Source organism: Caulobacter sp. FW305-C-30-S16 (genome assembly GCF_058783025.1).
In genome coordinates this window covers 372,899-385,668 of sequence record NZ_JBYSYH010000002.1, presented here as the reverse complement: position 1 = coordinate 385,668, position 12,770 = coordinate 372,899, and the positions used below count along the sequence as shown (strand labels likewise).

Sequence of the window (12,770 nt, the reverse complement as noted above, 5' to 3'; positions counted from 1 at the left end):
CGACCGCCACGCCCCCCGTGGGAAGGTGATGATAGCAGGTCGCAGATGAGTTACCAGTGGGTAACGGCGAGCGCGTCAGTCCGCCTCGGCGTCCCTCGCCAGCCCTTCCGCCAGGGGATGGGCCTCCACCGCCGCAGGCCCGCGCGCCAGCTCCAGCGCCAGCCGGTCCTGGTCCAGTTCGCCCTCCCAGCGGGCGATCACCAGAGTCGCCACCCCGTTGCCGACAAGGTTGGTCAGGGCGCGGCATTCGCTCATGAAACGGTCGATGCCGACGATCAGCGCCAGGGCGGCGATCGGGATGTCGGGCACGACCGCCAGCGTCGCCGCCAGGGTGATGAAGCCCGCGCCGGTCACCCCGCTGGCGCCCTTGGAAGTCAGCATGGCCACACCGAGGATGGTCGCCAGCTGCCAGAAATCCAGATGGGTGTTGGTCGCCTGGGCCAGGAACAGCGTGGCCAGGGTCATGTAGATGTTGGTGCCGTCGAGATTGAAGCTGTAGCCCGTGGGAATGACCAGGCCGGTCACCGACCGCGACGCCCCGAGGCGCTGGAGCTTCAGCATCATCTGCGGCAGCACCGATTCCGAGGAGCTGGTCCCCAGCACGATCAGCAGTTCCTCGCGGATGTAGGCGATGAATCTGAAGATCGAGAAGCCGGCCATTCGCGCGATCAGGCCGAGCACCACGATCACGAACAGCAGGCTGGTGACGTAGAAGACGCCGATCAGGACGGCCAGGTTGCCGAGCGCCTCGACCCCGTATTTGCCGATGGTGAAGCCCATCGCCCCGAAGGCGCCCAGCGGGGCGAACCGCACGACGATGTGGATGATGCCGAAGAACACCTTGCCGATCTGGTCGAGGGAGTCGGCCACCTTGTCGCCGAAGTCCCCCAGCCGCGCGCAGGCGAACCCGGTCAGGATCGCGATCAGCAGCACCTGCAGCAGGTTGCCCGTGGCGAGCGCGCTGAAGAAGGTCTCCGGGATCAGGCCCAGCAGCCAGGCGACCAGCCCCTTGTCGTCCGCCGCCTTCGCCGCATACTCGGCGGCGACGGACGGATCGAGGGTCGCCGGATCGACGTTGAAGCCCGCGCCCGGCCGGATCACCAGCCCGACCACCAGACCGATCAGCAGCGCCAGGGTCGAGACCACCTCGAAGTAGACCAGGGTCTTGGCGCCGACCCGGCCGAAGGCCTTCAGATCGCTCATTCGGGCGATGCCGCCGGCCACCGTGACGAAGATCACCGGCGCGATGACCAGCTTGATCAGCTTGATGAACCCGTCGGCCAGCGGCTTCATCGCCACCCCGACCGACGGCCAGATCGCCCCGACCGCGACGCCCAGGGCGATCGCGATCAGCACCTGGACATAGAGCAGCTTCAGATACCGCATGCGCCCCCCGGCAGGCTTGCGCCGGGGTTCCGTTGACCGCCCCCGCACGCTATGACCGCCCTCACGCGGTCCAGTAGCTCAGCAGGATAGAGCAGCGCTTTCCTAAAGCGAAGGTCGGGGGTTCGAGTCCCTCCTGGACCGCCAGACAGTCGGAGCGACCAGACTCAATCCGCGCCTGCAGCAGGGTCGCCCTTTATGGGGTGAGGCGCCTCGCCTGGCCCTCGCGGCGGGAATCCGCGCCGCCCTGGAGCTGGCCGTCGATCAGCATCACGGCATGGACTCCACTCTCCTCGCCGCTTCCGGGCCTGACGTCGACGCCCAGGGCGCGAAGCTCCTCGAGCAGGCCTGGCCTGAACTTCCCGGCCTCGCCATTGAAGCTGGCGCCCCGCGCGACGAGGTTCGGAAGATCGATCGCCGCCTGGATGTCCAGACCCCAGTCCAGAACGCCGACCAGGGTCTTGGCGACATAGGCCGGAATGGCGTTCCCGCCGGGCGAGCCCACGGCGCCGACCCAACGCCCCTGACGATCGAGAATGATCACCGGCGTCATCGACGAGCGGGGCCGTTTTCCGCCCGCCAGGGCGTTCGCCGCCGGCGCCCCGTCCGGAGTGACCGGCAGAAACGAGAAGTCGGTCAGCTGGTTGTTGAGGAAGAACCCGCCGACCACGCGACCCGAGCCGAAGTAGGATTCCACGGTCGTCGTCATCGACACGACATTGCCGGCGCTGTCGACAATCACGAAATGCGTCGTGCCGCCGGGTTCGAGGGTCGCGTCAACGCCGGCCGCTCGCGCCCGCGCCGGGCGCCCCGCCACCGGCGCAGGCTGCGCCGTCTCTCCGATGAGCCGCGCCCGCGCATCGAGATAACCGCCGTCCAGCAGACCCTCGACCGGCACATCAACAAAGTCCGGATCGCCGACATAGAGATCGCGGTCCGCGTACATCAACCGGCTGGCCTGGGCGAACTGGAACCAGGCCAGAGCGTCGTCAGGGCCCCGCGTCGCAATGTCGGTGCGTTCCAGCAGACCCATCAGCTCCAGAAGGCCCACGCCGCTGGCCGGCGGCGCCGGCGCGCAGAGGATCCACAACCGGTAGGGGCGGCAGAGCGCCGGGACCTGTTGCGGCCGATAGCGCGCCAGATCCGCTTCCGTCATGGACCCGGGATACGGCGCGGCGCGGGTGCGATCGACGATCTGCCGCGCGATCTCGCCGCTGTAGAGGGCGCCGACGCCCTCGTCGGCGATCCGCCGCAGAGTCCTGGCGTAGTCGCCATTGATGAACAGGTCGCCCGCCTGAAGCGGCGTTCCGTCGGCGCGCGCGAACAGGGTCCGGGCGTCGGGCGACAGGTCCGACAAGGCATGGCGCGCGATCTGGTCGGCCAGGCGGGGGGTAACGACAAAGCCATGTTCGGCTGCCGAGATCGTCGTGTCGAAGAGGGTGTTCCACGGAAGCCGTCCGTGGACGCGGTGCACCTCGGCCAGCATCGCCATCACACCCGGCACGCCGGTCGCACGCCCGCTGTGAATGGCGACCGGTCGCGCCAGCGGCTTTCCGGCGTCGTCGAGAAACTGGGTCGGCGAGGCGGCCATAGGCGCGGCCTCGCGCCCGTTCCAGGCCGTCACCTGGTCGGACGCGCGGTGGTAGTACATCAGGAAGGCGCCGCCCCCGATGCCGCTGCTCTGGGGCTCGACGAGACCGAGCATCGCCTGGATGGCGACCGCCGCGTCAGCCGCGTCACCCCCTCGCCGCAGCACCTCCAGGCCCGCCTCGACGGCCATCGGGTTGGCGGCCGCGACGAGAGCCGTGGACGGCGCCGGGACCGGCGCGGTTGCGACAGCGGTCGCCGCAGGTCCGGCGATCAGGACCGCCGCGATCGCCAGCCCTGCAGCCAGCCGGCGCACGGTCCGGTTCACGGCGCGACCGCCAGGGCGCCGGGACGGCGCGGGTCCGCGGCCCCCAGGAACAGGCCCTTCTCGATCATGATCGACTGGGCGCTGCCCATGGTCTCGGCGACCTTGACCGGATGCCCCTTCGCCCGCAGCGCCGCGACCGTGTCGCCATTGAAGTTCGGCTCCACCTCCAGCGTTTCACTGGCGTTCTGGAAGATCCGCGGCTGGTGGACGGCCTCGGCGACGTTCAGCCTGAAGTCGATGACATTGACGATGATCTGCAGGACCGTGTCGATGATCGTGCTGCCGCCCGGCGACCCGGTGATCAGCCAGGGCTTCCCGTCCCGAAAGACCATGGTGGGCACCATCGTCGAAAGCATCCGCTTGCCGGGCGCCAGGGCGTTCGGCGGCGGCGGAGCCCCCCGCGCCGCGGCCAGATAGGCCTGCCGATGGGCGAAGTTGTTCATCTGGTTGTTGAGAACGAAGCCGCCCCCCTCGACCATCACGCCGGAGCCGAAATCCGCCCCGAGCGTGTAGGTGGTCGACACGACGTTGCCGGCGCTGTCGGCGACCGAATAGTGCGTCGTGTTCGGACTCTCGAACTTCCACGGATCGCCCGCGACGATTTCCGAGTCCGGCAGGGACCGATCGGGACTGATCAGACTCGCGCGCGAAGCCGCATAGGCCTTGGATATGAAGCCCGCCAACGGCACGCGGGCGAAGTCGGTGTCGCCCAGAAACACGTAGCGATCCGCATACGACAGCTTCATGGTCTCGGCCATCAGGTGCAGTGCGCCGGACGATCCCGCGCCGCCGGCGGCGGAAAGATCAAACCGTTCCAGGATATTGAGCATCTGCAGAAGCGTGGCGCCGCCCGAGCTGGCCGGAGGGGTCGTGGCCACCACGTTGCCGCGATAGGTTCCCATCAGAGGTTCCCGAACGACCGGCTTGTAGGCGGCCAGGTCCTCGAGCGTGATCAGCCCGCCGTGCGCGGCCATGTCCGCGGCGAACTTCCGGGCGATCTCGCCACGATAGAACGCGTCGGCGCCGTGATCGGCGATCTGCTGCAACGACCATGCGAGGTCGGGCTGCTTCAGCGTCTCGCCGGCCTGGTAGAGCGATCCGTCGGGCTTGTAGAAGGCCCGGCGCCCGGCAGGGCTTTCCCCCAAACGATCCTTCGCCCAGCTGAAGACGAAGGCTTCGTCGGCGCTGAGCGTGACGCCGTCGCGGGCCAGACGGATCGCGGGAGCGACCACGGTCTTCCAGGGCAACTTGCCGTACCGGCCATGGGCCAGGTAGAGCCCCGCAACCGTGCCCGGCACTGCCGGCGCCCGATAGCCCCGGGAGGCCAGCTCGCGCTCGCGCCCTTCCTTGTCGATATACATGTCGAGCGTCGCGCCCTGCGGCGCAACCGACCGGAAATCAATGACAACCGGCTTGGGCGTTCCGGCCATGTAGACCATCATGAACCCGTCCCCGCCGATATTGCCCGCCCGCGGCAGGGTCACGGCGAGGGCGAAGCCCACAGCAACCGCCGCATCAACGGCGTTCCCGCCGGCCCGGAGCATCTCCGCCCCCACCGCGCTGGCGATCTCGTTCTGCGTGACCACCATGCCGGTGGTCGCAACGACCGGGTGATGGATCGAGGGGTATTCGAGCAGCTGCTTGCGCGGGGTCTGGGCAAGCGCCGCCGGCGAGGCGACCAGCGACAGCGCGACAAGGACGCAAACCAGTGACCGTAAAAGCGTGCGCATGGCTCAGATGTCCCTGGCTGACTTGTAGATTTCGATGTCGATCTCGTTTTCCCACCGCGCCACGACGGTCGCCACCGCCAGATCGCTGGTGTTGTTCGGAATGGTCCGGATCATGTCGAGCGGCCGGTCGAACGGCAGGATGAAGCCGACCAGGATGGCGGTTTGCTCGGGGGTGACGCCGAATGTGGTCAAGACCCCGGCCAGCATGAACAGGGACGCGGACGGGACCGGTGCGGTTCCGACCGCCACCATGATCGTCGTCACCCCGATCAGCAGAAATTGCGGCATCCCCAGCGGAATACCGAAGGCCTGGGCCGCGAACGTCGCGAGGATCGCGATGTAGAGCGCCGTTCCGTCCATGCTGACCGTGGCCCCCAGAGGCAGCGCGGTCGACACCACGGCTTCACCAATGCCGAGGTTCTCCTCGGCCACGCGCATGGCCACGGGGAGAGTGGCCGAGCTGGAGGACGTCGAGAAGGCGACAAGCACCGCGTCGGTAATGCCGCGGAAAAACGGAAGCACCGGAAGGCCGGCCGCCAGCTTGACCAGAAGGCCGTGGACGATGACGCTCTGGACGAGCGACCCGACCGCCACGCACGCCGCCAGCACACCGATGCTGCGGAAGGTCTCAAGGCCGCTGGTCCCCGCCACGGTCGCGATCAGCGCGAAGACGCCGAACGGCGCCAGCTCCATGATGATGCCGACCAGCCGCAGCATGACCTCTGAGGCCGACTCGAAGACGACGGCGACCGGCCGCCCGGCCTCGGCCGCGAGCAGGATCGACGAGCCGAGCAGAACCGAGAACAGGATCACCGGCAGGAGGGCGCCGTCGGCCAGCGCCTTGAAGATGTTGGCCGGGACGACGTCAGACAGCTGCAGCCCGACCGATCCGCCGGCCGTGAGGGCCTGGGGCGTAGCCGCCGAGAAATCAGCACCGGCGCCCGGCTGGGCCAGGACGCCGATCGTGAGGCCGATACCGACGGCGATCGCGGTGGTGAACAGATACAGACCCAGCGTCCTGACGCCGATCGACCCCAGCCGCCGGGGATCGGCGAGCGCGGCGACCCCGGAAACGATCGTCACAAAGACCAGCGGAATAACCGCCATCCTGATGAGCAGGACGAAGAGATCGCCGATCCAGCGGATCGACGCCGCGCCGGGCCCCCAGATCGCACCGACGACGGCGCCGGCCACAAGCGCGCCGATGATTCTCTGCCAGAGGGGCCGGCCGAACCACAGCGCCGCCAGCTGTCGACCGGGTCCCCGCGATGGTCTCGCCAAGCCCTGTTTTTCAGTCATGTCGGGCGGTTCCGATCGTTAGACACCGGCGATCATCCGCCGCGATTGTGGGCCTTGGCATCAAGGGCGACCGATCGCTCCCCGCCGCACGTGCGGGGAGCGTCGATCTGACCACCGGAAGCCCGTCGCGCCTAGAACCGCTTGGTGAAGGTCCCGTAGAAATAGCGGCCCGTGGCGTTGTGCAGGGCGCCCGTATAGCCGACGTTGCTGGCGGCCAGGGGCGGGTCCTTGTCCGCGACGTTGCGGACGCCGAAGCGGATCGTCGAACCGTCCATCGGTCCGTCCGAGAACCTGTACTGTCCGTAGAGGCTGACGGTGGTCCAGGAGTCGACGGTGAAGTACTTGCCGGCCACCTGCGCCGGGCCGGTGTCGTACACCTCGCCGATGTAGTTGACGAAGGCCCCAGCGCCCCAGCCGTCCTTGCGCCAGGTGAACGAGGCCGTCGCCCGCCACTCGGGGAAGGTGTCGATCTTGATCTGGTTGCCGGCCGAGGCGACCGTGATGCCCGGCAGTGTTCCGGCGGCGATCGCCGTCAGCAGGGTTTGCTCCACGGCGCCGGGCGACTGGTCGAACTTGAGCAGCTTGGCGACGTTGATGTCGACGCCGAAGTCGCCGAACGAGGTTTCGTCCAGATCGTAGCTGACGGCGAAATCGGCGCCCTGCACGATACGCGGACGGAGGTTCTCGTAGAGGTCGTCAATGTACAGGATCGGCCCGACAATCGCTGGGTTGGTGGTGTCGCGAACGACCTGCGGATTGGAGCTGCCCTGCAGGCGCAGATAGTAGTCGTAGGCGATCTGGTTCGCCCCGCCGAGGATGCCGATGACGTTCTTTTCGCGGATGGACCAGAAGTCGGCCATCAGGGTCAGGCGGCCGAGGGACTCCGGAATGAAGGTCGGCTTGTAGATGACGCCCGCGGTGGCGTTGTCCGCCGTCTCCGGCTCCAGATCCTGATTGCCGCTGCGGACCTCGAGCGTGCTGACGCCCGTGCAGGTCGTTCCGTTGATGCGGCAGGCGGCGAAGTCGGTGCGGGTGTTCGCGACGGTCGTGCCGTCGCTGTAGAACTGCGGGAGGTTCGGCGCCCGGAAGCCCTGCGAGACAGAGCCGCGCAGGGAGAGGCCCCATCCCACCGTCCAGAGTACGGCGAGCTTCGGCTTCAGGACGTTCCCGAAGTCCGAATAATACTCATCGCGCGCCGCCAGTTGCAGGTTCAGCGACTCCATCAGCGGGATGTTCATCTCCGGGGACACGACCGGGATGGCCAGTTCCACGAAGGCGGAGGTGATCGAGCGATCCGCCTCGACGTCCGGAGAGGGGCTCGCGCCCATCACGTCGGTGTCATAGGTCAGACCCGTCACGCTGTTGGTGTAGCGGATCGTCCCGTCGAGACGTTTGTCGCGGTCGTCCTCATAGGTCTCCTGGCGCCACTCAACGCCGAAAGCCACGCCGACATCGCCGCCGGGAAGGGTGAAGAGGTCGTTGCGCGACGCCTTCAGGTCGATGAGCGCCAGCGAGGTCTCGCTGATGCGATAGACGTTGACCAGGAACGAGTTGATGACCGCCGGGCTGTTCGGCGTGCCGTCTCCCAGCGAGTAGGCGCCCTGCGTGCCGCCGTTGAACGGATTGTAGGCGTCAGGCGTGGTCCGCGACAGCGCAGCCTGGAACAGCTGCAGGCTGATGGCGTTACGCGTCATGTCCTTGGTCCGGGCGGACGACAGAACGAGCGCCGATTCCCAGTCAAAACCACGGAACTCGCCGCGCACCCCGGCCAGGGCGCGAATGCTGTCGTCGGTAACCGTGTAGGTCCTGGGACCGGTGTCCACCGGCCGGTAGTTTGCGATGTTCATCGCCAGACCGCCGACGGGGACGTTCACCAGTCCGGCAAGCCGGTTCGGGTTCGCGAGCCCGTTGAGGGTCGTGGGGCCAAACGGGTTCCAGTAGTTGTTCGCCGGAACGGACATCGGGCCCGACGAGATCGGCGCGGACTGCTCACGGCTGCCGGTGAACAGGGCGTGATAGTAGCCAAGCTCACTGAAGAACTCGATCCCGTCGGTCAGATCCCCCTCAGCGGTGCTGAACAGGCTGGTGCGCTCGACGCCGCCCCTCAGCGTGCGGTCAGGGTTCTCGTCGTACCGCAACGCCCGCTGGTTGGCGCCTGTGACGCCGCCCGTCTTGATACAGATGTCGGCGGCCGTCCCGAAGGCGCTGCTGCCGCAGCTGGTGACCGTATTCGAGGTCGGCTCGATGTGGAAAGCGCCCGACGCCGTCAGCGCCGTCGCGCCCTGCCGGACGATTCCCGGCGCACCGATGACCGTGAAAGACCCCCATGGGCTTGAGGTCGACCGCAGGTCGAAGGAGGTGTTGCCGTCCCAGGGCGTGCCGGCGACCGCCGGGCGGTGGTCCTCGCTCGCCGCATAGTCCCGCTCACTGGCGTTCAGACGGCTGCGTCCGGTGTAGTTCCCGAAGAAGGTGATCCGGACGCCGTTCGGGAGCCGGGTTCCGGCCTTCACGCTGAACAGCCCTTCGCGATAGCCGGTGCCTTCCGAACCGCCGATCTGGCCTTCCATGCGAAGACCGGTGAACCGGGTATCGAGGACGGTGTTGACGACGCCGGCGACCGCGTCGGCGCCGTAGATCGCCGCGGCGCCGTCGCGCAGGACCTCCACGCGCTTCACGCCGCTGACCGGGATCGCGTTGGCGTTCGGGGTCTGGACGGGCACGAAGTTCTCGGTCTGGGTGCCGGGGGCGAGCACCGAGCGACGGCCGTTCAGCAGCATCAGCGTATTGCCGGTGCCCAGACTGCGCAGGTTCAGCGACGCGATATCGCCCCGCGCGTCGTTGAGATTGCCGGTGGTGCGGGACTCTTCAAACTGCACGCTGCCGGCCTGCGGTATCGACCGGAACAGTTCATCACCGGAGACGGCCGCGGTCGCGAGGATCTGCTCCTCGCCGACGACGGTGACCGGCAGAGCGCTGTCGACCTTCGCCCCCTTGATCTGGGAGCCGACGATGGTGACGGCTTCGACTTCCGTGGCCGGAGCGGCGTCCTGGGCCCAGGCCGCCGTCGCGGACATCGCCGACGCGCTCGCCAGCAACGCAAACTTCAGACCCCGGATTACTTTCGTGTGGACCATGCCCCTACCCCCTTCAGCCGGCTTGCGCGGACTCTCCGCCCAATCCCGACCGTCCCAGATGATCGCCAATCACTGACGGTGCGCCAATAACGAGACCCCTTCGTTCGTTTGCGACATCCATAACCTGCGGTTATGGATTTCCGCCTATCCGCCCCAGAATTCCGGGGTGGGCGGGCGCATCCAGCCGTTCTCCATCGCGACACCGTCGGCCCAGTCACGCGAGAGCCACCACGGCCCGTCGAGGTCAGCCAGATCAGAGGCTCCGGCGAGCAGAAGCGCGGGCGCGATCCCCAGCGACGAGCACACCATGCAGCCGGTCATGACCCCGAGCCCGAGCTCTCGCGCGGCCCGCAACAGGGCCGCCGCCTCCGTCAGGCCGCCGGCCTTGTCGAGCTTGATGTTCACGGCCTGGTACCGATCCCCGAGCGTCGCCAGCCCTTCGCACGTGTGCACCGACTCGTCCGCGCAGAGGGGAGCGACCGCCCTGAAGCCTGCAAGCCCGTAGTCGGCGGCGGCGGGCAGCGGCTGTTCGATCAGGGCGACCCTGAACCGGGCCAGAAACGGCTGTAGATCCCTGAGCAGTTCAAGGCTCCAACTCTCGTTGGGATCAAGGATCAACCGGGCTTCGGGCGCGGCCTCTCCAACCGCCCGGATCCGCGCCTCGACCTCGCGGTCGTCCAGCTTGACCTTGAGAATCGGCGACGCTGCGACCGCACGGGCAGCGGCGGCCATGGCCTCCGGCTCGTCGAGACTGATCGTCACGGCGCAGGCCAGTCGCGACGGGACCTGCAGCCCGATCAGGGCGGCAACCGATTGACCGGCCTCCCGCGCCCGCAGATCCCAGAGCGCGCAGTCCAGGGCGTTGCGCGCCGCGCCGGCATCCAGGCGCGCAAGCAGCGCCGCGTCCGGCTCGCCCCGGGCGAAGGCCGGCGCTAGATCCGCCAACTCGCCGAGGACCTGATCGACCCCCTCGCCATAGCGCGCGTAGGGCGTGCCCTCGCCGCGCCCGACGAACCCGCCGCGCCGCAACTCGACCCGCACCGTCTCGGCCTCGGTCTTGACGCCGCGGGAAATGCGGAACGGCGCCCTCAACGGCCAGGCGTCCCTGGCGACGGTCAGTTCGGGAAGCATGACAACAGATGGTCCACGATTTGATCGACGCCGTCGCGCACGGGATCCTGACAGGGCAAGCCAAGTTCGGCCGATGTCTCGGCGCAGAGCCGCGCCGCCGCGGTCGCCTCGAGTGAAACGGTGTTCAGCGCGACGCCGGCGACCTGCACGGCCGGGTTGGTGACGGCGGCGGCCTCCAGATTGCGCGCGATGGTGTCCGACAAGGACGGCGTCGGACGATCGGGGAGCCCGCGCATGTGCGGACGAAAGGGCTCGTGGCAGACCACCAGGGCGTCCGGCTGGCTGCCATGGAGGAGGCCGAGCGAAACGCCGGCGTAGGACGGATGGAAGAGAGACCCCTGCCCTTCGATCACATCCCACCCGTCATCGGTTCTGGCCGGTGAAACCCGTTCGGCGCCCCCCGAAATGAAGTCGGCCACCACCGCGTCGATCGGCACGCCGGCCCCCGCAATGAGAATGCCGGTCTGCCCGGTCGCGCGAAAGTCCGCCGCCATGCCCCTCGCGCGCAGCGCCCGCTCAAGAGCCAGGGCGGTGTACATCTTGCCCATCGAACAGTCGGCGCCGATGGTCAGCAGCCTCCGGCCCGGCCGGGGCCGGCCATTGCCCACCACCAGATCGGCCGGGGGTGAGCGAACATCGAAGAGCGATCGGCCGGCGTTGAGGGCGGCCCGCCGGATCTCGTCGATATCACCCAGTCGCTGGTGCAGGCCGCTCGCAACATCCAGGCCGAGCTCAAGCGCCAGGAGGATGTCCGGGATGAGCGCCGCCGGAAGCACACCGCCCGCGTTCGCCTCGCCGATGACCATGGTGCGCGCGCCCAGATGCACGGCCTGCTCAACAGACATCTCCGGCAGCCCGAGAGACACGGTGCAGGCGGGCAGCTTGCGCTCACCGAGGCAGGCCTCGGGTCGCCATTGCGCGAGGCCGCGCGCAGTCTTCACAGACAGGGGATCGGTGGCCCCGCCAAGGTGGAGCAGAAAAGGAGCTGAAATCATTGGACAAACGCCGCTTCGAAGTGGCGCTCATCTTCTCTGCCAGGGTGCGGCCGCGCCAATTCCATTGGCGAGCGATACCCCAAACAAAAGTTATGGCTGCTGGATCAGGGCCGCGCCTGTGCGCCCTCCTGAAGCACCTCAGCCATCGTCTTCACAAACGTCTCCGACAGCAGGGACAGCGGGCGGTCCTCCAGATGCATGCAGTAGACGCCAAATCCCAGCGAGGGCGACAGGGGGCGGAAGTCGACGCTTTCGGATGCTTCGGCCCGGGCCGTGAACTCATCGACGACCGCGACGCCCACCCCGTTTCGGACCAGGCGGGCCGCCATGTAGAAGGTTGAGCAGGTGATCGGCTCATTGATCTTCAGGCCCTGCGTCTCGATTGCGGCGTTGAAGATCTCGCTGACCGGGCCGGTGGCCCCGGAGCCGACATACTCACGCGATTCGAGAACCGTCAGCGGCAGGGGGCCGGGCGTGTCGCTGAACTCGCCCCGGGGGAACATCAGCATCAGTTCGCCACGACCGATCTCGAAACTGACAATCCGCGGATGGGGAATGGCGTCATAGGCCAGCGCCATGTCGACCTCATGCTCATAGAGCCCGCGCAGCACTTCCTCGTAGTGCAGGGTGCGGAAGTCGAACGTCACGTTCGGGTGTTTGGCCCTGAATCGCGCCACCGCTTCCGGCGCCACGCCGAGACCCAGCGCCGGCAGAATGGCGGCGCGAATGTGCCCCGCCTCGCGAAGCCTAAGATTTCGCGACGCTTGCCGAAGCGAGTCCAGGCGTTCGAACACGTCCTTCACTTCGCGGAACAGGGCATGCGCCTCGTCCGTTGGGGCGAGCCGGCCCTTTACCCGGTGAAACAGGGAAAAGCCCAGCCGGTCCTCGGCATGCCGCAGGACCTTGCTGACGGACGGCTGGGATACATTGAGAGCGCGCGCCGCCGTCGAGATCGAGCCGTGAGCGTAGACCGCGTGAAATACTTCGATGTGTCTCAGTCGCATGCGTTCGGATATGCGCGAACGCGCCGCCAGGAGGCAAGCCTGCGCCGGTCTCACGACGCCCCCTGCCCGACCAGTCGCTCCGGCGTCCTTCCTCAAGAGGGCTCCGCAGCAGACCTCGATGGAGGCTGGCTGCTGCAGGATGGCCGCCCCCGGGTCTGTCGGAGACGGAGCCTGGCCGA

General features: G+C 67.8%; 8 protein-coding genes and 1 tRNA gene. 1 reads left to right on the top strand and 8 read right to left on the bottom strand.

The genetic code is table 11. The annotated features are described in order from the left end of the window. Positions 1–75: 75 nt before the first annotated feature. On the bottom strand, positions 76–1,377 hold the full coding sequence (locus AC3WJT_RS08810) for a dicarboxylate/amino acid:cation symporter (RefSeq protein ID WP_492343340.1): 1,302 nt from the start codon (positions 1,375–1,377) through the stop codon (positions 76–78). 76 nt (positions 1,378–1,453) lie between these two features. Between AC3WJT_RS08810 and AC3WJT_RS08805 the strand changes: the two genes are divergently transcribed. Then, positions 1,454–1,530 (top strand) — tRNA-Arg (locus AC3WJT_RS08805). A gap of 49 nt (positions 1,531–1,579) precedes the next feature. Here AC3WJT_RS08805 and AC3WJT_RS08800 read toward each other — a convergent pair. The 7 genes from AC3WJT_RS08800 to AC3WJT_RS08770 all read right to left on the bottom strand — a co-directional run bounded on the left by AC3WJT_RS08800 (position 1,580) and on the right by AC3WJT_RS08770 (position 12,591). Beyond that, positions 1,580–3,298 (bottom strand): gamma-glutamyltransferase family protein, encoded by a 1,719-nt coding sequence (locus tag AC3WJT_RS08800; RefSeq protein ID WP_492342734.1) that lies wholly within the window; start codon positions 3,296–3,298, stop codon positions 1,580–1,582. After that, on the bottom strand, positions 3,295–5,028 hold the full coding sequence (ggt, locus tag AC3WJT_RS08795; RefSeq protein ID WP_492342733.1) for a gamma-glutamyltransferase: 1,734 nt from the start codon (positions 5,026–5,028) through the stop codon (positions 3,295–3,297). The genes AC3WJT_RS08800 and ggt overlap by 4 nt, the downstream gene beginning before the upstream one ends. A 3-nt stretch (positions 5,029–5,031) precedes the next feature. Beyond that, positions 5,032–6,327, bottom strand: coding sequence for a dicarboxylate/amino acid:cation symporter (locus AC3WJT_RS08790; RefSeq protein ID WP_492342732.1), 1,296 nt, complete (start codon positions 6,325–6,327; stop codon positions 5,032–5,034). 131 nt (positions 6,328–6,458) lie between these two features. Beyond that, positions 6,459–9,461 carry a TonB-dependent receptor domain-containing protein gene (locus AC3WJT_RS08785; protein ID WP_492342731.1) on the bottom strand — a complete coding sequence of 1,001 codons (3,003 nt, stop codon included), beginning with the start codon at positions 9,459–9,461 and terminating at the stop codon, positions 6,459–6,461. A gap of 144 nt (positions 9,462–9,605) precedes the next feature. Then, positions 9,606–10,592: an N-acetyl-D-Glu racemase DgcA gene (gene dgcA / locus AC3WJT_RS08780; protein WP_492342730.1), complete on the bottom strand. Its 987-nt coding sequence runs from the start codon at positions 10,590–10,592 to the stop codon at positions 9,606–9,608. Then, entirely contained in the window at positions 10,577–11,587 is a 1,011-nt protein-coding gene (dgcN, locus tag AC3WJT_RS08775; protein ID WP_492342729.1) for an N-acetyltransferase DgcN, read from the bottom strand. The genes dgcA and dgcN overlap by 16 nt, the downstream gene beginning before the upstream one ends. 104 nt (positions 11,588–11,691) lie before the next feature. Beyond that, entirely contained in the window at positions 11,692–12,591 is a 900-nt protein-coding gene (locus tag AC3WJT_RS08770) for a LysR family transcriptional regulator (RefSeq protein ID WP_492342728.1), read from the bottom strand. Positions 12,592–12,770 lie beyond the last annotated feature (179 nt).

Bases quoted from the DNA above. Each gene is read 5' to 3' on its own strand.
- dgcN (WP_492342729.1), bottom strand. From the start codon at position 11,587: ATGATTTCAGCTCCTTTTCTGCTCCACCTTGGCGGGGCCACCGATCCC.
- AC3WJT_RS08770 (WP_492342728.1), bottom strand. From the start codon at position 12,591: ATGCGACTGAGACACATCGAAGTATTTCACGCGGTCTACGCTCACGGC.
- AC3WJT_RS08785 (WP_492342731.1), bottom strand. From the start codon at position 9,461: ATGGTCCACACGAAAGTAATCCGGGGTCTGAAGTTTGCGTTGCTGGCG.
- dgcA (WP_492342730.1), bottom strand. From the start codon at position 10,592: ATGCTTCCCGAACTGACCGTCGCCAGGGACGCCTGGCCGTTGAGGGCG.
- ggt (WP_492342733.1), bottom strand. From the start codon at position 5,028: ATGCGCACGCTTTTACGGTCACTGGTTTGCGTCCTTGTCGCGCTGTCG.
- AC3WJT_RS08790 (WP_492342732.1), bottom strand. From the start codon at position 6,327: ATGACTGAAAAACAGGGCTTGGCGAGACCATCGCGGGGACCCGGTCGA.